The organism is Streptococcus sp. FSL W8-0197 (assembly GCF_037963785.1).
Lineage (GTDB): Bacteria > Bacillota > Bacilli > Lactobacillales > Streptococcaceae > Streptococcus > Streptococcus oralis_CQ.
Map to the genome: position 1 here is coordinate 32,707 of NZ_CP150168.1, position 18,557 is coordinate 51,263.

General features: G+C 44.6%; 18 protein-coding genes and 1 pseudogene. All 19 read left to right on the forward strand.

The genetic code is table 11. The annotated features are described in order from the left end of the window. Positions 1-19 precede the first annotated feature (19 nt). Entirely contained in the window at positions 20-241 is a 222-nt protein-coding gene (locus tag NYE79_RS00200; RefSeq protein WP_049478100.1) for a hypothetical protein, read from the forward strand. A 37-nt stretch (positions 242-278) separates the two neighbouring features. Next, complete coding sequence (locus NYE79_RS00205) at positions 279-467, forward strand: hypothetical protein (protein WP_000722238.1); 189 nt, start codon at positions 279-281, stop codon at positions 465-467. Positions 468-491: 24 nt separating this feature from the next. Further along, positions 492-701 carry a hypothetical protein gene (locus tag NYE79_RS00210; RefSeq protein WP_000869801.1) on the forward strand — a complete coding sequence of 70 codons (210 nt, stop codon included), beginning with the start codon at positions 492-494 and terminating at the stop codon, positions 699-701. A 210-nt stretch (positions 702-911) separates the two neighbouring features. Continuing rightward, complete coding sequence (comA, locus tag NYE79_RS00215; RefSeq protein ID WP_070657243.1) at positions 912-3,065, forward strand: peptide cleavage/export ABC transporter ComA; 2,154 nt, start codon at positions 912-914, stop codon at positions 3,063-3,065. Between the two features lie 12 nt (positions 3,066-3,077). Beyond that, positions 3,078-4,427 carry a competence pheromone export protein ComB gene (gene comB / locus NYE79_RS00220; protein ID WP_070657245.1) on the forward strand — a complete coding sequence of 450 codons (1,350 nt, stop codon included), beginning with the start codon at positions 3,078-3,080 and terminating at the stop codon, positions 4,425-4,427. A 168-nt stretch (positions 4,428-4,595) separates the two neighbouring features. Beyond that, positions 4,596-5,303, forward strand: coding sequence for a phosphoribosylaminoimidazolesuccinocarboxamide synthase (purC, locus tag NYE79_RS00225; protein ID WP_070657248.1), 708 nt, complete (start codon positions 4,596-4,598; stop codon positions 5,301-5,303). Between the two features lie 56 nt (positions 5,304-5,359). Continuing rightward, on the forward strand, positions 5,360-9,085 hold the full coding sequence (locus NYE79_RS00230; protein ID WP_070657251.1) for a phosphoribosylformylglycinamidine synthase: 3,726 nt from the start codon (positions 5,360-5,362) through the stop codon (positions 9,083-9,085). Between the two features lie 12 nt (positions 9,086-9,097). Beyond that, entirely contained in the window at positions 9,098-10,540 is a 1,443-nt protein-coding gene (purF, locus tag NYE79_RS00235) for an amidophosphoribosyltransferase (RefSeq protein WP_049479237.1), read from the forward strand. A gap of 219 nt (positions 10,541-10,759) precedes the next feature. Beyond that, the gene (gene purM, locus NYE79_RS00240) at positions 10,760-11,782 is read left to right on the forward strand and encodes a phosphoribosylformylglycinamidine cyclo-ligase (RefSeq protein WP_070657254.1); all 1,023 of its coding nucleotides are present in this window, start codon (positions 10,760-10,762) and stop codon (positions 11,780-11,782) included. Then, positions 11,779-12,324 (forward strand): phosphoribosylglycinamide formyltransferase, encoded by a 546-nt coding sequence (purN, locus tag NYE79_RS00245; RefSeq protein WP_000717479.1) that lies wholly within the window; start codon positions 11,779-11,781, stop codon positions 12,322-12,324. Before purM ends, purN begins: the two co-directional genes overlap by 4 nt. A gap of 15 nt (positions 12,325-12,339) precedes the next feature. After that, a complete protein-coding gene (purH, locus tag NYE79_RS00250) occupies positions 12,340-13,887 on the forward strand; it encodes a bifunctional phosphoribosylaminoimidazolecarboxamide formyltransferase/IMP cyclohydrolase (RefSeq protein WP_216728796.1) in 1,548 nt (515 codons plus the stop codon). Positions 13,888-14,007: 120 nt separating this feature from the next. Further along, positions 14,008-15,273, forward strand: a complete 1,266-nt coding sequence (gene purD / locus NYE79_RS00255) for a phosphoribosylamine--glycine ligase (protein ID WP_070657260.1) — start codon at positions 14,008-14,010, stop codon at positions 15,271-15,273. Between the two features lie 261 nt (positions 15,274-15,534). Beyond that, a complete protein-coding gene (locus NYE79_RS00260; protein ID WP_080976520.1) occupies positions 15,535-15,651 on the forward strand; it encodes a phosphoribosylaminoimidazole carboxylase in 117 nt (38 codons plus the stop codon). Positions 15,652-15,679: 28 nt separating this feature from the next. After that, positions 15,680-16,168, forward strand: a complete 489-nt coding sequence (gene purE / locus NYE79_RS00265) for a 5-(carboxyamino)imidazole ribonucleotide mutase (RefSeq protein ID WP_070657263.1) — start codon at positions 15,680-15,682, stop codon at positions 16,166-16,168. After that, complete coding sequence (gene purK, locus NYE79_RS00270) at positions 16,155-17,246, forward strand: 5-(carboxyamino)imidazole ribonucleotide synthase (protein ID WP_070657266.1); 1,092 nt, start codon at positions 16,155-16,157, stop codon at positions 17,244-17,246. Before purE ends, purK begins: the two co-directional genes overlap by 14 nt. 1 nt (position 17,247) lies before the next feature. Beyond that, positions 17,248-17,511, forward strand: coding sequence for a hypothetical protein (locus tag NYE79_RS00275; RefSeq protein WP_065428336.1), 264 nt, complete (start codon positions 17,248-17,250; stop codon positions 17,509-17,511). Between the two features lie 20 nt (positions 17,512-17,531). Next, the gene (locus NYE79_RS00280) at positions 17,532-17,759 is read left to right on the forward strand and encodes a phosphoribosylaminoimidazole carboxylase (RefSeq protein ID WP_070657269.1); all 228 of its coding nucleotides are present in this window, start codon (positions 17,532-17,534) and stop codon (positions 17,757-17,759) included. Between the two features lie 3 nt (positions 17,760-17,762). Then, positions 17,763-18,461 carry an aspartate/glutamate racemase family protein gene (locus NYE79_RS00285; protein WP_070657272.1) on the forward strand — a complete coding sequence of 233 codons (699 nt, stop codon included), beginning with the start codon at positions 17,763-17,765 and terminating at the stop codon, positions 18,459-18,461. Next, positions 18,458-18,553: pseudogene (locus NYE79_RS00290) on the forward strand (phosphoribosylaminoimidazole carboxylase); the annotation flags it as partial. The gene NYE79_RS00285 and the pseudogene NYE79_RS00290, both read left to right, overlap by 4 nt. Positions 18,554-18,557: the final 4 nt, after the last annotated feature.

Here is an 18,557-nt window from a genome sequence, read left to right on the forward strand (position 1 = left end):
ATATAGAAGGAAATTAACTATGAATCGTAACCTAAATCTCAATACATTGTTACCTAAGCTAGCCACTATACTTCCTTTGTTAGGAATAGGTCTTAATCTTACGCTTCATCTAATTCGTACAGGTTCGCTAGTATCTTTTGATTGGCAATGGAGTTTAATAGGTTTGATTGCTGCAGGCTATTTTGGTATTTTTTGTAAGGATTTGAAGAAAAATAATCAAAACTATAAAAGATCAATCTGAATGAAAAGGATTTTGTGCATGTAAATAGGAGTCTGCTATGAAAAAAATCTTATTAGGATTTGCTGAGGGGTATTTTGTCGTATCGATTATTCTTTATATCGCAACGTATTTGATTATGAAAAATCCGATCAATACTCTGTTTTATCCAGAAACCTATCCAATTCTGCTTGGTCTGTTTTATGTAGGATACAAGTACAAAACAAAAGAAAGTACGATTGGAAATTGATGAACCATCAGATCGGAGTTTGAGATGAAAGTTGTTCAATTACTACAAAAAGCTTGGTCAGAGTTTATTGTATTGTTTAGCTCTATAGCTTATCTAATGATTAGAATTGTGGCTGATGTAAACAAAATAAATCTACCTACGTGGTTTGAATGTTTTGATATACCTACGATTTCATTATTTTTGATGACATTTATCTCACTTTATAGAAGTAAAGAGAATATCATTTCAGAATAGTTTATTTCTGGACGTTCATTTTTTAACGGTTACTTTAAACAGGCAGAACTTTTGTTCTGCTTTTTTACATTTAAATGATAGTTTATGCTTTTTAAAGTGCGTTTTAGGTGCAAAAATAGTTTATTTAGGAATATTTTCCTGTTTTTATCCTTATTTGGTTAAAATAATCTTACAAAGTTTTTAAGAGATTGTTAGAAAAAGGAGAAGGATATGAAATTTAGGAAAAGGCACTATCGTCCTCAGGTGGACCAGATGGATTGTGGCGTGGCTTCCTTGGCTATGGTCTTTGGTTACTACGGTAGTTATTACTCCTTGGCTCATCTACGAGAGTTGGCAAAGACGACCATGGATGGGACGACCGCTTTGGGACTTGTAAAGGTGGCAGAGGAGATTGGATTTGAGACGCGGGCTATCAAGGCGGATATGACGCTCTTTGATTTGCCAGATTTGACCTTTCCTTTTGTGGCTCATGTGCTCAAGGAAGGGAAGTTGCTCCACTACTATGTGGTGATAGGTCAGGATAAAAAGCACATTCATATCGCTGATCCAGATCCTAGTATCAAGCTGACCAAGATTTCCCGTGAGCGATTTGCGCAAGAGTGGACAGGGGTTAGTATTTTTATGGCACCATCACCGGACTATAAACCTCATAAGGAGAAAAAACAGGGACTCCTATCCTTCTTGCCGATCTTACTCAAGCAGCGTGGCTTAATTACCAATATCGTCCTAGCGACACTCTTGGTGACCTTGATCAATATCGTGGGTTCCTACTATCTTCAGTCCATCATTGATAGTTACGTACCAGACCAGATGCGTTCGACCTTGGGCATTATCTCAATAGGACTAGTCATCGTCTATATTCTCCAGCAAATTTTGTCTTATGCCCAGGAATATCTTCTACTAATCCTTGGGCAACGCTTGTCGATTGACGTGATTTTGTCCTACATCAAGCATGTTTTTCACCTGCCGATGTCCTTTTTTGCGACACGCAGGACAGGAGAAATCGTTTCTCGTTTTACAGATGCCAATAGTATCATCGATGCGCTAGCTTCGACCATTCTGTCGATTTTCCTAGATGTGTCGACGATTTTGATTATCTCGCTTGTCTTGTTTTCACAAAATATGACGCTCTTTTTCATTAGTCTACTTGCGCTTCCCATCTATACAGTGATTATCTTTGCTTTTATGAAGCCGTTTGAAAAGATGAATCGAGATACCATGGAAGCCAATGCGGTTCTGTCTTCTTCTATCATCGAGGACATCAATGGTATTGAGACCATTAAGTCTTTGACCAGTGAAAGTTCGCGCTATCAAAAGATTGACAAGGAATTTGTGGCTTATCTGAAAAAATCTTTTACCTATAGTCGGGCAGAAAGCCAGCAAAAGGCGCTGAAAAAAGTTGCCCAGCTCCTGCTCAATGTTGCCGTTCTCTGGCTGGGAGCTATTCTTGTCATGGATGGGAAAATGAGTTTGGGCCAGCTGATTACCTATAATACTTTGCTTGTTTACTTTACCAATCCTTTGGAAAATATCATCAACCTACAAACCAAACTTCAGACAGCTCAGGTCGCCAATAACCGTCTTAACGAGGTTTATCTAGTAGCTTCGGAGTTTGAGGAGAAGAAAACGGTAGAAGATTTGAGCATGATGAAAGGGGATATGACCTTTAAACAAGTTCACTATAAGTATGGCTATGGGCGTGATGTCTTGTCGGATATCAATTTGACCATTCCGCAAGGGTCTAAGATGGCTTTTGTGGGGATTTCGGGATCCGGTAAGACGACTTTGGCCAAGATGATGGTTAATTTCTACGATCCAAGTCAGGGAGAGATTAGTCTGGGTGGTGTCAATCTCAATCAGATTGATAAAAAATCCTTGCGCCAGTACATCAACTACCTGCCTCAACAGCCCTATGTCTTTAACGGAACGATTTTGGAGAATCTTCTCCTTGGAGCTAAGGAGGGGACGACTCAGGAAGATATCTTACGAGCAGTCGAGTTGGCAGAGATTCGGGAGGATATTGAGCGCATGCCACTGAATTACCAGACAGAATTAACTTCGGATGGGGCTGGAATTTCTGGTGGGCAACGGCAGAGAATCGCTCTGGCGCGTGCTCTCTTGACGGATGCACCTGTCTTGATCTTGGACGAGGCGACTAGCAGTTTGGATATTTTGACAGAGAAGCGGATTGTCGATAATCTCATGGCTTTAGACAAGACCTTGATTTTCATCGCCCATCGTTTGACCATCGCTGAGCGAACAGAAAAGGTTGTTGTTCTGAATAAGGGCAAGATTGTTGAAGAGGGTACCCATGCAGACTTGCTTGCACAGGATGGCTTTTACGCCCATTTGGTAAATAGCTAGAAAGAGGAGAGGATGAAACCAGAATTTTTAGAAAGTGCGGAGTTTTATAATCGTCGTTACCATAATTTTTCCAGTCGGGTGATTTTACCTATGTCACTTCTGCTCATGTTTTTACTGGGATTTGCAGTTTTTGCAGAGAAGGAGATTAGTTTATCTACCAGAGCAACTGTCGAACCTAGTCGGATCATTGCCAACATCCAGTCGACTAGCAATCAACGCATTGTGGGCAACTATCTGGAAGAAAACAAGTTGGTCAAGCAAGGAGATCTGCTCGTTCAGTACCAGCAAGGGGCGGAGGCTGTCCAGGTTGAGGCATATGCCAGTCAATTGGAGATGCTAAAGGATCAAAAAAAGCAGTTGGGGTATTTGCAATCCAGTTTGAAAGAGGGGAGTGATCAATTCCCAGAGGCGGATAAGTTTGGTTATCAGGAGATGTTTCGAGACTATCTCAGCCAAGCTAGTAGTCTTAGGAGTAATGTTTCTCAGCAAAATGCCAGCATCTCTTCTCAAAATGCGGCAGCAAGTCAGAGCCAGGCCGAGATTGGCAATCTTATCAGTCAAACAGAGGATAAAATTCGAGACTACAAAACAGCAAAGTCAGCGATTGAAAAGGGAGATCAACTGGATAGTCAAAATGCAGCCTACTCTTTTTACCAGACCTATAAAAACCAAGGTGAAGAAAATCCGCAAGCTAAATCGCAAGTTATTGCGCAAGTGGATGCTCAAATTGCCCAGCTAGAGTCTAGTCTAGCTACGTATCGTGTACAGTATGCGGGTTCTGGAGCTCAGCAGGCCCACGCAACGGGATTGGATAGTCAACTGGAATCGCTCAAGTCTCAGCACTTAGTCAAAGTTGGCCAGGAATTAACTCTTCTAGATCAGAAAATTTTGGAGGCGGAATCGGGTAAGAAGGTACAGGGAGGTCTCCTAGATAAAGGGAAGATTACAGCAAGTGAGGATGGGGTGCTTCACCTTAATCCTGAAACCAGTGATTCTACCATGGTCGCAGAAGGAACCCTGCTAGCCCAACTCTATCCATCCCTGGAAAAAGAAGGGAAAACTAAACTCACAGCCTATCTCAGTTCAAAGGATGTTGCTAGAGTCAAGATTGGGGACTCTGTCCGTTATACTACGACTAATGATGCCAAGAATCAAATTTTCCTGGATTCTACGATTACAAGTATTGATGCGACAGCTACAAAGACTGAACAAGGAAATTTCTTTAAAATTGAGGCGGAGACCCATCTGACTTCTGAGCAGGCTGCAACACTTCGCTATGGTTTAGAAGGCCGCCTGCAGATGATTACGGGAAAGAAAAGCTATCTCCGTTATTTTTGGGATCAATTTTTGAATAAAGGGTAATATTCGTGTTTTTCAGAGGATAAATGATTTTAAAACTGTAGGAAGAGTTCATCTTGCAGTTTTTCTTTACGCTTAAAATAGGAAAACGTTATTTATTCGTAAAAACCTTGAATTTTTCATGCTTTTGTGGTAGAATGTGCTCAAGTAAAACGAAAGGCGAACTTTAAAATGTCAAAACAACTGATCTATTCGGGAAAAGCCAAGGATATCTATACAACTGAGGATGAAAATCTCATTATTTCAACTTACAAGGACCAGGCAACTGCCTTCAACGGTGTCAAGAAGGAGCAGATTGCGGGCAAGGGAGTGTTAAATAATCAGATTTCATCTTTTATTTTTGAGAAATTAAATGCGGCTGGTGTAGCGACTCACTTTGTGGAGAAACTTTCGGATACGGAACAACTCAATAAAAAGGTGGAGATTATTCCTTTGGAAGTTGTGCTCCGCAACTACACGGCTGGTTCCTTTTCAAAACGTTTTGGCGTAGAAGAAGGTATTGCATTTGAGACTCCAATTGTCGAATTTTACTATAAAAATGATGATTTGGATGATCCCTTTATCAATGACGAGCACGTGAAATTCCTACAGATTGCGGATGATCAGCAGATTGCCTACTTGAAGGAAGAAACCCGTCGTATCAATGAACTATTGAAAGCCTGGTTTGCTGAGATTGGCCTCAAATTGATTGACTTTAAGCTAGAGTTTGGTTTTGACAAAGATGGCAAGATTATCTTGGCAGACGAGTTTTCACCAGATAACTGCCGTTTGTGGGATGCAGATGGCAACCACATGGACAAGGATGTTTTCCGCCGTGGCTTGGGTGAATTGACGGACGTTTACGAGATTGTTTGGGAGAAATTGCAAGGTTTAAAATAGCACCTTCAAGGTCATTTGTGAACATTGCAAAAGCTGAAATAAAGGAATAAGAATTGATGGATAAACGTATTTTTGTTGAGAAAAAGGCTGATTTTCAGGTCAAGTCAGAGAGTTTGGTAAGGGAGCTCCAGCACAACTTGGGACTGTCAACTTTGAAAAGTATTCGCATTGTGCAAGTTTATGATGTCTTTGACTTGGTAGAGGACTTATTTGCACCTGCAGAGAAACACATCTTCTCTGAGCAGGTGACGGACCATGTCTTGGACGAAGCGGCCGTGCAAGCGGATCTTACCAACTATGCTTTCTTTGCCATTGAAAGTTTGCCAGGGCAATTTGACCAACGTGCAGCTTCTTCACAGGAAGCCTTGCTTTTGCTGGGAAGTTCAAGTGATGTAACAGTCAACACAGCCCAACTTTACTTGGTTAATAAAGATATTGATGCGACTGAGTTGGAAGCGGTCAAGAACTATTTGCTCAATCCAGTTGATTCTCGTTTCAAGGATATCACAACAGGGATTGCCAAGCAGGAATTTTCAGAGTCAGACAAGACCATTCCGAAATTGACTTTCTTTGAAAGCTATACAGCAGAAGACTTTGCGCGCTACAAGGCTGAACAAGGAATGGCTATGGAAGTGGATGATTTGCTCTTTATCCAAGACTATTTCAAGTCAATCGGGCGCGTGCCGACGGAAACAGAGCTCAAGGTTTTGGACACTTACTGGTCTGACCACTGCCGTCACACGACTTTTGAGACCGAGTTGAAACACATTGATTTCTCAGCTTCTAAATTCCAAAAGCAATTGCAGGCGACTTATGACAAGTATATTGCCATGCGTGAGGAACTAGGTCGGTCTGAAAAGCCACAAACCTTGATGGATATGGCGACTATTTTTGGTCGTTATGAGCGTGCCAATGGGCGTTTGGACGACATGGAAGTGTCTGATGAAATAAACGCCTGCTCAGTAGAAATCGAAGTGGACGTTGATGGTATCAAGGAACCATGGCTCCTCATGTTCAAGAATGAAACTCACAACCACCCAACGGAAATTGAACCATTTGGTGGGGCTGCTACCTGTATCGGTGGAGCCATTCGTGACCCATTGTCAGGGCGTTCCTACGTTTACCAAGCTATGCGTATCTCAGGCGCTGGTGATATTACAGCTCCGATTTCAGAAACGCGTGCTGGTAAATTGCCACAACAAGTCATTTCGAAAACAGCGGCTCACGGTTATTCTTCGTATGGTAACCAAATTGGTCTGGCGACGACTTACGTTCGTGAGTACTTCCACCCAGGCTTTGTAGCTAAACGTATGGAGCTAGGTGCAGTTGTCGGTGCTGCTCCCAAGGGCAATGTTGTCCGTGAAAAACCTGAAGCCGGTGACGTGATTATCTTGCTCGGTGGTAAAACTGGACGTGATGGTGTTGGTGGTGCAACGGGATCTTCTAAGGTTCAAACAGTTGAGTCTGTAGAGACTGCCGGTGCTGAGGTTCAAAAAGGGAATGCCATCGAAGAGCGCAAGATCCAACGCCTTTTCCGTAATGGCGATGTCACTCGTCTCATCAAGAAGTCCAATGACTTTGGTGCTGGTGGTGTCTGTGTGGCTATCGGTGAATTGGCAGATGGTCTTGAAATTGACCTTAACAAGGTTCCTCTGAAATACCAAGGCTTGAATGGTACAGAAATTGCTATCTCTGAATCTCAAGAACGGATGGCAGTTGTGGTGCGTCCTGAAGACGTAGATGCCTTCGTTGCAGAATGTAATAAAGAAAATATTGACGCTGTTGTCGTTGCAACAGTGACTGAAAAACCAAATCTTGTCATGCACTGGAATGGTGAAACGATTGTTGACTTGGAACGTCGTTTCCTTGATACCAACGGTGTGCGCGTAGTCGTTGATGCCAAGGTGGTAGACAAGGGTGTCAAACTTCCAGAAGAACGCACAACAAGCGTTGACACACTTGAAGCAGATACCCTTGCGGTTCTATCTGATCTCAACCATGCGAGTCAAAAAGGATTGCAAACTATCTTTGACTGTTCGGTCGGTCGTTCAACGGTCAATCACCCACTTGGTGGTCGCTACCAACTCACACCAACTGAGGCATCTGTGCAGAAATTGCCAGTTCAACACGGTGTAACTCACACTGCATCAGTCATGGCTCAAGGTTTTAACCCTTATGTAGCAGAATGGTCTCCATACCATGGCGCTGCCTATGCAGTAATCGAAGCGACTGCTCGTTTGGTGGCTGCTGGTGCAAACTGGTCCAAGGCTCGCTTCTCTTACCAAGAGTATTTCGAGAGGATGGACAAACAAGCTGAGCGTTTTGGTCAGCCAGTAGCGGCTCTTCTAGGCTCTATCGAAGCACAAATCCAGCTTGGCTTGCCATCTATCGGTGGGAAGGACTCCATGTCTGGTACTTTTGAAGAATTGACCGTACCACCAACCTTGGTCGCTTTTGGGGTGACGACAGCGGATAGCCGTAAGGTACTTTCTCCTGAGTTCAAGAATGTTGATGAAAACATCTACTACATCCCAGGTCAAGCCCTCTCTGCAGAGATTGATTTTGACTTGATTAAGAAAAATTTTGCTCAGTTTGAAGCCATCCTAGCTGACCACAAAGTAACATCTGCATCAGCTGTCAAATATGGTGGTGTGGTTGAAAGCTTGGCTCTTGCTACCTTTGGGAACCATATCGGTGCAGAGGTGAACTTGCCTGAACTTGAAAGTTCTTTGACAGCTCAATTGGGTGGATTTGTCTTCACATCTCCTGAAGAAATCACTGGAGTAGAGAAAATCGGTCAAACAAAAGCAAACTTTACACTCCTTGTCAACGGTGTGAAGCTAGATGGACACAAGCTTGACAGTGCCTTCCAAGGAAAATTAGAAGAAGTTTACCCTACTGAATTTGCTCAAGCTAAAGAACTGGCAGAAGTGCCAGCTGTCGCTTCTGACGCAGTCATCAAAGCCAAGGAAACCATTGAAAAACCAGTGGTTTACATCCCAGTCTTCCCAGGAACCAACTCTGAATATGACTCAGCTAAAGCCTTCGAAAAAGAAGGTGCAGAGGTTAACTTGGTGCCATTTGTGACTTTGAATGGAGAAGCCATTGTCAAGTCAGTTGAAACCATGGTTGACAATATCGGCAAGGCAAACATTCTCTTCTTTGCAGGTGGATTCTCAGCTGCGGATGAACCGGATGGATCAGCTAAGTTTATTGTCAATATCTTGCTCAATGAAAAAGTGCGTGCAGCCATTGATGGCTTTATCGCTCGTGGTGGCTTGATTATCGGTATCTGTAATGGGTTCCAGGCCTTGGTCAAATCAGGTCTTCTTCCATACGGAAACTTCGAGGATGCAAGCAGCACTAGTCCAACCCTCTTCTACAATGATGCCAACCAGCACGTAGCTAAGATGGTGGAAACGCGAATTGCCAATACCAACTCACCATGGTTGGCTGGAGTACAAGTGGGCGATATCCATGCCATCCCAGTATCGCACGGTGAAGGAAAGTTTGTCGTGACAGCTGAGGAATTCGCAGAGCTTCGTGACAATGGTCAAATCTTTACCCAATATGTTGATTTCGAGGGTAAACCAAGCATGGACTCTAAGTACAATCCAAATGGTTCTGTAAATGCCATCGAAGGAATTACTAGCAAGAATGGTCAAATCATCGGTAAGATGGGACACTCAGAACGTTATGAAGACGGTCTCTTCCAAAACATCCCAGGGAATAAAAACCAGCACCTGTTTGCGTCGGCTGTACGTTATTTCACAGGGAAATAAAAGGTATATAAAATGACATACGAAGTAAAATCTCTTAATGAAGAATGTGGTGTTTTCGGTATCTGGGGACATCCAGACGCTGCTAAATTGACCTATTTTGGTCTCCACAGTCTTCAGCACCGTGGTCAGGAGGGGGCAGGAATCCTCTCCAATGATCAGGGACAATTGAAGCGTCATCGTGATATGGGGCTTTTATCAGAAGTGTTCAGAAATCCAGCTAATTTGGATAAACTAACTGGAACGAGCGCGATTGGGCATGTGCGTTATGCGACGGCTGGCGAAGCTTCTGTTGATAACATCCAGCCCTTCCTCTTTCGCTTTCATGATATGCAGTTTGGACTTGCTCACAATGGAAACTTGACCAATGCAGAATCGCTCAAGAAAGAATTGGAACAAAGAGGAGCAATTTTCAGTTCAACTTCGGACTCGGAAATCTTGGCCCACCTCATTCGTCGGAGTCACAATCCCAACTTGATGGGCAAAATCAAAGAGGCGCTCAGCCTTGTCAAAGGTGGATTTGCTTATATCCTGCTGTTTGAGGACAAGTTGATTGCGGCTCTTGATCCTAATGGTTTTCGTCCACTTTCTATTGGGAAAATGGCAAACGGAGCGGTGGTCGTTTCGTCAGAAACCTGTGCTTTTGAAGTCATTGGTGCCGAGTGGATTCGTGATGTGAAACCAGGGGAAATTGTGATTGTGGATGACAATGGGATTCAGTATGATAGCTATACGAATGATACCCAGTTGGCGATTTGCTCTATGGAGTATATCTATTTTGCCCGTCCTGACTCTAATATCCATGGTGTTAATGTCCATACAGCTCGCAAACGTATGGGGGCTCAATTAGCGCGTGAGTTCAAGCACGAAGCAGATATTGTGGTCGGTGTGCCAAATTCCTCACTCAGCGCAGCTATGGGATTTGCAGAAGAATCTGGTCTGCCAAATGAAATGGGACTGATCAAAAACCAATACACGCAGCGTACCTTTATCCAACCAACTCAAGAATTGCGAGAGCAAGGAGTGCGGATGAAACTGTCTGCTGTTTCAGGCGTTGTCAAAGGCAAACGTGTGGTGATGATTGATGATTCCATTGTTCGTGGGACAACCTCTCGCCGTATCGTTCAGCTTTTGAAAGAAGCAGGTGCGTCTGAGGTTCACGTTGCCATTGGTAGTCCAGCGCTGGCTTATCCATGCTTCTACGGGATTGATATCCAGACGCGTCAGGAGCTGATTGCGGCCAATCATACAGTCGAAGAAACTCGTCAAATAATTGGTGCGGATAGCCTGACCTATCTTTCGATTGATGGCTTGATTGATTCGATTGGTATTGAAACAGATGCGCCGAATGGAGGTCTCTGTGTCGCTTACTTTGACGGCGATTATCCAACACCTCTTTATGACTATGAGGAAGACTATCGTAGAAGTTTGGAAGAAAAGACCAGTTTTTACAAATAGGCGGATGAAGGCTCTCCATTAAAGGAAAGGAAGAGGAAAAAAGATGACAAATAAAAATGCTTATGCGCCACGTCTCGCTACTGACTAAAAGCTAAAGCATTTGTCAGTAGACGCTTTGTCTTATGGGACCAAAGCTAGAGCCCTGACTAGTATTTTTAGATAAAATAATTGTTTATCTAAAAATACGTCGCAATCTTCTCAAAGAAAAGGAAAAATAAAATGGCAAATAAAAATGCGTATGCCCAGTCGGGTGTAGATGTTGAAGCGGGTTATGAAGTTGTTGAACGGATCAAAAAGCACGTGGCTCGTACGGAGCGTGCGGGTGTTATGGGAGCTCTTGGTGGCTTTGGTGGCATGTTTGACCTTTCAAAAACAGGTGTCAAAGAGCCAGTCTTGATTTCGGGGACAGATGGTGTCGGGACCAAGCTCATGTTGGCCATCAAGTATGATAAGCATGATACGATTGGGCAAGACTGTGTGGCCATGTGTGTCAACGATATTATCGCTGCAGGTGCGGAGCCCCTCTATTTCCTCGACTATGTCGCAACTGGTAAAAATGAACCAGCTAAACTAGAACAAGTCGTTGCTGGTGTGGCAGAAGGCTGTGTGCAGGCAGGTGCAGCCCTCATTGGTGGGGAAACAGCTGAAATGCCTGGTATGTATGGCGAAGATGACTACGATCTGGCTGGTTTTGCAGTCGGTGTGGCTGAAAAATCTCAAATCATTGACGGTTCAAAAGTGGCAGAAGGTGATGTTCTTCTCGGACTTGCGTCAAGTGGGATTCACTCGAATGGTTACTCACTCGTGCGCCGTGTTTTTGCCGACTACACGGGTGAGGAAGTCTTGCCAGAATTGGAAGGCAAGAAACTCAAGGAAGTCCTTCTTGAGCCGACTCGTATCTATGTCAAGGCTGTCTTGCCACTCATCAAAGAAGGATTGGTCAACGGTATTGCCCACATCACAGGTGGGGGTTTTATTGAAAATGTTCCTCGTATGTTTGCGGCTGACCTAGCTGCGGAAATTGAAGAAGACAAGGTTCCAGTGCTTCCGATTTTCAAAGCTCTTGAAAAATACGGTAAAATCAAGCATGAAGAAATGTTTGAAATCTTCAATATGGGTGTGGGACTCATGCTGGCAGTTAGCCCTGAAAATGTAGATCGTGTCAAGGAATTACTGGATGAACCAGTCTATGAAATTGGTCGCATCGTCAAGAAAGAAAACGAAAGTGTCATCATCAAATGAAAAAAATAGCGGTTTTTGCCTCTGGTAACGGCTCAAATTTTCAGGTGATTGCTGAAGAATTTCCGGTGGAGTTTGTCTTTTCAGACCATCGAGACGCCTATGTGCTCGAGCGTGCAGACAAGCTCGGCGTTCTGTCCTATGCTTTTGAACTCAAGGAGTTTGAGAACAAGGCGGACTACGAAGCAGCTCTTGTCGAGCTCTTGGAAGAACACCAGATTGACTTGGTTTGTCTCGCAGGCTATATGAAAATCGTTGGGCCAACTTTGCTCGCTGCTTACGAGGGTCGGATCATTAACATTCATCCTGCCTACCTGCCCGAATTTCCAGGAGCTCATGGGATTGAGGACGCTTGGAATGCTGGTGTTGCTGAGAGTGGCGTCACCATTCACTGGGTGGACTCAGGTGTGGACACAGGCAAGGTCATCAAACAAGTCCGTGTTCCACGTCTAGCTGATGATACCATCGAAAGCTTTGAAGCTCGGATTCATGAGGCAGAGTACAAGTTGTATCCAGAGGTTATTAGAGAATTGTTGGATAAGTAAATGAAAGGAAATAACATGACTAAACGCGCCTTAATCAGCGTCTCAGACAAAGCGGGCATTGTTGAATTTGCCCAAGAACTCAAAAAACTTGGTTGGGATATCATCTCGACAGGTGGGACAAAGGTTGCCCTTGATAATGCTGGGGTGGAGACCATTGCGATCGACGATGTGACTGGCTTCCCAGAAATGATGGACGGTCGCGTCAAGACTCTTCATCCAAATATCCACGGTGGTCTCCTTGCTCGTCGTGACTTGGATAGCCACCTTCAAGCGGCTAAGGACAATCAGATTGAGCTCATTGACCTTGTAGTGGTCAACCTCTATCCTTTCAAGGAAACGATTCTCAAACCAGATGTGACCTACGCTGACGCAGTTGAAAACATCGATATCGGTGGGCCATCCATGCTTCGTTCTGCAGCGAAGAACCACGCTAGCGTAACAGTTGTGGTAGACCCTGCTGATTATGCTGTTGTTCTTGACGAATTGGCAGCAAACGGCGAAACAAGTTATGAAACTCGCCAACGGTTGGCAGCGAAAGTATTCCGTCACACAGCGGCTTATGATGCCTTGATTGCAGAATACTTCACGGCACAAGTGGGTGAAAGCAAACCTGAAAAACTCACTCTGACTTATGACCTTAAACAAGCTATGCGTTACGGTGAAAATCCTCAACAAGATGCCGATTTCTATCAAAAAGCCTTGCCAACGGATTACTCCATTGCATCAGCGAAACAACTGAACGGTAAAGAATTGTCCTTCAATAATATTCGTGATGCGGATGCGGCCATCCGTATTATCCGTGATTTCAAAGATCGTCCAACCGTTGTGGCTCTCAAACACATGAACCCATGTGGAATTGGTCAAGCTGATGACATCGAAACTGCTTGGGACTATGCTTATGAGTCTGACCCAGTGTCTATCTTTGGTGGAATTGTCGTCCTTAACCGTGAGGTGGATGCTGCGACTGCTGAGAAGATGCACGGTGTATTCCTCGAGATCATCATCGCACCGAGCTATACGGATGAAGCGCTAGCCATTTTGACCAATAAAAAGAAAAACTTGCGCATCCTTGCCTTACCATTTGATGCTCAAGATGCTAGTGAAGTGGAAGCAGAGTACACAGGCGTGGTTGGTGGACTTCTTGTGCAAAACCAAGACGTGGTCAAGGAAAGCCCAGCTGACTGGCAAGTGGTGACCAAACGCCAGCCAACTGAGACAGAAGCGACTGCTCTTGAATTCGCTTGGAAAGCTATCAAGTATGTGAAATCAAACGGGATCATCGTGACGAATGACCACATGACACTTGGCGTTGGCCCAGGTCAAACCAACCGTGTGGCTTCAGTCCGTATCGTTATTGACCAAGCTAAAGACCGCCTTGATGGCGCTGTGCTTGCTTCGGATGCCTTCTTCCCATTCGCGGATAACGTGGAAGAAATTGCTAAAGCAGGTATCAAAGCCATCATCCAACCAGGTGGATCTGTCCGTGACCAAGAATCTATCGAAGCTGCTGACAAATACGGCTTGACTATGGTCTTCACAGGCGTGAGACATTTTAGACATTAAGAAGCAAAAGGGAAGAAAACAGTTTCTTTCCTTTTTTGGCTTAAAATACTAAGTGAAACAAGATTAAAACGAACGTTTGTGATATAATGTTATTAAATAATTCGCAAAAGAGGTTGAGAGATGAAGCTGTTAGTTGTCGGTTCGGGTGGTCGTGAACATGCGATTGCTAAGAAGTTGCTTGAATCAAAAGACGTTGAAAATGTCTTTGTAGCTCCTGGAAATGACGGGATGACTCTGGATGGTTTAGAATTGGTAAATATCTCTATTTCCGAACATTCTAAGTTAATTGAGTTTGCAAAGGCCAACGATATTGCTTGGACCTTCATCGGGCCAGATGATGCCCTTGCTGCTGGTATCGTGGATGATTTTAACAAAGCTGGGCTCAAGGCTTTTGGTCCGACTAGGGCTGCAGCGGAGCTGGAGTGGTCCAAGGATTTTGCTAAGGAAATCATGGTCAAATATGACGTCCCGACAGCAGCCTATGGCACATTTTCAGATTTCGAGGAGGCCAAGGCTTATATCGAGGAGAAAGGCGCTCCTATCGTTGTCAAGGCAGATGGTTTGGCACTTGGTAAAGGTGTTGTCGTAGCTGAAACGGTTGAGCAAGCGGTCGAAGCCGCTCACGAGATGCTCTTAGACAATAAATTTGGGGACTCTGGTGCGCGTGTGGTTATCGAGGAGTTTCTTGCAGGAGAGGAATTTTCACTTTTTGCCTTTGTCAATGGTGACAAGTTCTACATCATGCCAACGGCTCAGGATCACAAACGTGCCTACGATGGCGACAAGGGCCCTAACACTGGCGGGATGGGTGCCTATGCGCCAGTTCCTCACTTGCCACAGAGCGTGGTTGATACGGCGGTTGACACCATTGTCAAGCCAGTCCTTGAAGGGATGATCAAAGAAGGTCGTCCGTATCTGGGTGTCCTCTACGCGGGGCTTATTTTGACTGCTGGCGGTCCGAAGGTTATCGAGTTTAACGCTCGTTTTGGTGATCCCGAAACTCAGATTATCCTGCCTCGCTTGACATCTGACTTTGCGCAAAATATCACGGATATTCTCGATGGCAAGGAGCCAACCATTACCTGGACAGACAAGGGTGTGACTCTAGGTGTGGTTGTCGCATCCAAGGGCTACCCGCTAGATTATGCAAAGGGTGTCAAGTTGCCAGCCAAAGCTGATGGCGACATCATCACCTACTATGCAGGGGCTAAGTTTGTGGAAAATAGCAGAGCATTGCTTTCAAATGGCGGACGTGTCTATATGCTCGTCACCACAGCAGACACCGTCAAAGACGCCCAAGATACCATCTACCAAGAACTCTCCCAACAAAACACAGAAGGTCTCTTTTACCGAACAGATATCGGAAGCAAGGCCATAAAAGATTAACAGACATATTTGCCATGGCGAGCGAAAGCGAGCCACTATAGAATAATCGTCGCAGTAGTGGAACTCCTAGTAGCTTTGCTACTAGGAGCGGAAAACTGGAGACCTAGGCTCCAGTTTTAGTAATGGAACGCCACAAGCGTTCGCTTACGTCCGCACTACATTAGACGATTATTTAAAAGAAAAAGAAAAATTCACAAAATACGATAATGGTCGTTTGATTTGCGAGCATTAGCGAGCTAATATAGAGCAATCACCGCCGTTGTGAAAGAACGATTGGATGATAAGCCAATCGTTCAGGGAAATCGGAAGACCTTGGGCTTCCGATTTAGGCATGAGACACCTTTGGTGGCTGCTGCCGTCCCTCACAACTTAAGGTGATTGTTGAAAGGAAGAAAAAGGAGAATAAATGAAACCAGTAATTTCCATTATCATGGGCTCAAAATCCGACTGGGCAACCATGCAAAAAACAGCAGAAGTCCTAGACCGCTTCGGTGTAGTCTACGAAAAGAAAGTTGTTTCCGCTCACCGTACACCAGACCTCATGTTTAGACATGCGGAGGAAGCCCGTAGCCGTGGTATCAAGGTCATTATCGCAGGAGCTGGTGGTGCCGCCCATTTACCAGGTATGGTCGCAGCGAAAACAACCCTTCCTGTCATAGGGGTACCCGTCAAGTCGCGCGCTCTTAGTGGCGTGGACTCGCTCTACTCTATCGTACAGATGCCGGGTGGTGTACCTGTTGCGACAATGGCTATCGGTGAAGCAGGTGCGACAAATGCGGCCCTCTTTGCCCTCCGTCTCCTCTCAGTAGAGGATCAGGCTATCGCGAAAGCTTTGGCAGATTTCGCAGAAGAGCAAGGAAAAATCGCAGAGGAGTCTACAAATGAGCTCATCTAAAACAATCGGAATTATCGGTGGCGGTCAGTTGGGGCAGATGATGGCTATTTCTGCTATCTACATGGGGCACAAGGTTATCGCGCTGGATCCTGCAGCGGATTGCCCGGCCTCTCGTGTGGCGGAAATCATCGTGGCTCCTTATAATGATGTGGATGCCCTCCGTCAGTTGGCTGAGCGTTGCGATGTTCTCACCTATGAATTTGAAAATGTCGATGCTGACGGTTTGGATGCTGTCATCAAGGAAGGTCAGCTCCCTCAAGGGACAGATCTGCTCCGCATTTCGCAAAATCGTATCTTTGAAAAGGACTTTCTCTCAAACAAGGCACAAGTCACTGTGGCACCCTACAAGGTCGTGACTTCAAGTCAAGACTTGGCAGACATCGACCTATCGAAAAATTATGTCCTCAAGACTGCGACTGGTGGCTACGATGGGCATGGACAAAAGGTCATTCGCTCAGAAGCAGATTTGGAAGAAGCTTATGTACTAGCCGACTCAGCAGACTGCGTCTTGGAAGAATTCGTCAACTTTGACCTTGAGATTTCTGTCATCGTGTCTGGTAATGGCAAGGACGTGACGGTTTTCCCAGTTCAGGAAAATATCCATCGCAATAGCATCCTGTCCAAGACCATTGTCCCAGCCCGTATTTCAGAAAGCATAGCAGCAAAGGCCAAAGCCATGGCAGTACGAATCGCTGAACAGCTCAACCTATCTGGAACCCTTTGCGTGGAAATGTTTGCGACCGCTGATGATATCATTGTCAATGAAATTGCTCCACGCCCACATAACTCAGGGCACTACTCTATCGAAGCCTGTGACTTCTCGCAGTTTGATACCCATATCTTGGGCGTTCTCGGAGCACCATTACCAGCTGTCCACCTGCATGCACCAGCCGTCATGCTCAACGTACTCGGCCAACACGTTGAGGTCGCTGAAAAATATGTCACAGAAAATCCCAGCGCCCACCTCCACATGTATGGTAAAATAGAAGCGAAGCACAACCGTAAGATGGGACATGTGACTTTGTTTAGTGATGTACCGGATAGTGTAGTTGAGTTTGGTGAGGGGATTGATTTTTGAAATGGCAGAAGAATTTGATGAATTGCTAGATGATGAAATAACGACCGTAACACTGACTTATACGGACGATTTGATTGTTCCAGAGATTGCGGATAGAGAGGGGATTCATATTTTAGAGAGAGCTGGCAATCAGCTAGTCTTAGAATATTCTTGTTCCGTGAAGGAAGTTAAGGATTATCTGAGTAGTTACGGCCTGCCTAGACATCCTGAGAGAATTTCATTTGAATTTTCTATACATGAAGACTCAGAAAATGATAATCTTTAAAGCTAAATGGAAACCAGTTTATGATTCAAATTATTGTAAACGCTTTTGTGGAGGAAGGCAAAGAAATCGCCGTTGTAGAAGTGCTTTTTACCAGCGCTGACCATGAAAAAGTAAAAGCCAAATATCAGGAATTAAAGATTCAATATCCAGACAATTATCTGGCTATCTATGATTCGCCATTGGGTGCAGATCTAAGTAGCTTGCCACACTATCCGTCGGTTGTGATAAGCAAGGAGGAGTTTAATTAGCCTATGAAAACTATTGGTCTGATTGGTGGTATGAGTTGGGAAAGCACCACATCTTACTACCAAATCATCAACGAAACCATCAAAAAAGAGCTGGGTGGCTTGCATTCAGCTAAGATTCTACTTTACAGTGTTGATTTTGCAGAGATTGAGCATTATCAAGCAGTCGGGGACTGGGAGAAAAGCGGTCAACTGTTGGCAGATGTTGCTCATCGCTTGGAGCAAGCTGGTGCAGATTTCATTGTTATTTGCACCAACACTATGCACAAGGTTGCTCCGCAGATACAAGAAAAGATTACGATTCCAATCTTGCATATTGCGCAGGCAACTGCGCAGGCCTTGTTGGCTGACGGTATTCAAAAAGTCGGTCTCCTAGGGACCAAGTACACCATGACTCAAGATTTTTACAAGGAAAAATTAATAGAGTCTGGGTTAGAAGTGCTGATTCCAGACCAAGCTGGTATTACAGAGGTCAATCGAATCATTTATGACGAACTCTGCCTAGGGAACATCAAAGAAAGCTCAAAACAGGCTTATCTTACCATTATAGATGATTTGAAAAAAGCAGGCGTTGAAGCTGTTATTTTGGGTTGTACCGAGATTGGTCTCCTCGTCAAGCAATCCGATACTGACCTGCCTCTCTATGACACAACAGTGATTCATGCAGAGAAAGCAGCGGAGTGGGCGGTGAATAAAAGATTATAGAAGACAAGCACAACCGTAGGGTAGGGCATATAACTTTGTTTAGTGATGCGCTAAATAGTGTGGTAGAATTAGGGGAAGGGATTGATTTTTAGAAAT

What these genes read in the sequence shown, in the direction of transcription:
- NYE79_RS00200 (WP_049478100.1), top strand. Translation starts at nt 20, where the DNA reads ATGAATCGTAACCTAAATCTCAATACATTGTTACCTAAGCTAGCCACT.
- NYE79_RS00205 (WP_000722238.1), top strand. Translation starts at nt 279, where the DNA reads ATGAAAAAAATCTTATTAGGATTTGCTGAGGGGTATTTTGTCGTATCG.
- NYE79_RS00210 (WP_000869801.1), top strand. Translation starts at nt 492, where the DNA reads ATGAAAGTTGTTCAATTACTACAAAAAGCTTGGTCAGAGTTTATTGTA.
- comA (WP_070657243.1), top strand. Translation starts at nt 912, where the DNA reads ATGAAATTTAGGAAAAGGCACTATCGTCCTCAGGTGGACCAGATGGAT.
- comB (WP_070657245.1), top strand. Translation starts at nt 3,078, where the DNA reads ATGAAACCAGAATTTTTAGAAAGTGCGGAGTTTTATAATCGTCGTTAC.
- purC (WP_070657248.1), top strand. Translation starts at nt 4,596, where the DNA reads ATGTCAAAACAACTGATCTATTCGGGAAAAGCCAAGGATATCTATACA.
- NYE79_RS00230 (WP_070657251.1), top strand. Translation starts at nt 5,360, where the DNA reads ATGGATAAACGTATTTTTGTTGAGAAAAAGGCTGATTTTCAGGTCAAG.
- purF (WP_049479237.1), top strand. Translation starts at nt 9,098, where the DNA reads ATGACATACGAAGTAAAATCTCTTAATGAAGAATGTGGTGTTTTCGGT.
- purM (WP_070657254.1), top strand. Translation starts at nt 10,760, where the DNA reads ATGGCAAATAAAAATGCGTATGCCCAGTCGGGTGTAGATGTTGAAGCG.
- purN (WP_000717479.1), top strand. Translation starts at nt 11,779, where the DNA reads ATGAAAAAAATAGCGGTTTTTGCCTCTGGTAACGGCTCAAATTTTCAG.
- purH (WP_216728796.1), top strand. Translation starts at nt 12,340, where the DNA reads ATGACTAAACGCGCCTTAATCAGCGTCTCAGACAAAGCGGGCATTGTT.
- purD (WP_070657260.1), top strand. Translation starts at nt 14,008, where the DNA reads ATGAAGCTGTTAGTTGTCGGTTCGGGTGGTCGTGAACATGCGATTGCT.
- purE (WP_070657263.1), top strand. Translation starts at nt 15,680, where the DNA reads ATGAAACCAGTAATTTCCATTATCATGGGCTCAAAATCCGACTGGGCA.
- purK (WP_070657266.1), top strand. Translation starts at nt 16,155, where the DNA reads ATGAGCTCATCTAAAACAATCGGAATTATCGGTGGCGGTCAGTTGGGG.
- NYE79_RS00275 (WP_065428336.1), top strand. Translation starts at nt 17,248, where the DNA reads ATGGCAGAAGAATTTGATGAATTGCTAGATGATGAAATAACGACCGTA.
- NYE79_RS00280 (WP_070657269.1), top strand. Translation starts at nt 17,532, where the DNA reads ATGATTCAAATTATTGTAAACGCTTTTGTGGAGGAAGGCAAAGAAATC.
- NYE79_RS00285 (WP_070657272.1), top strand. Translation starts at nt 17,763, where the DNA reads ATGAAAACTATTGGTCTGATTGGTGGTATGAGTTGGGAAAGCACCACA.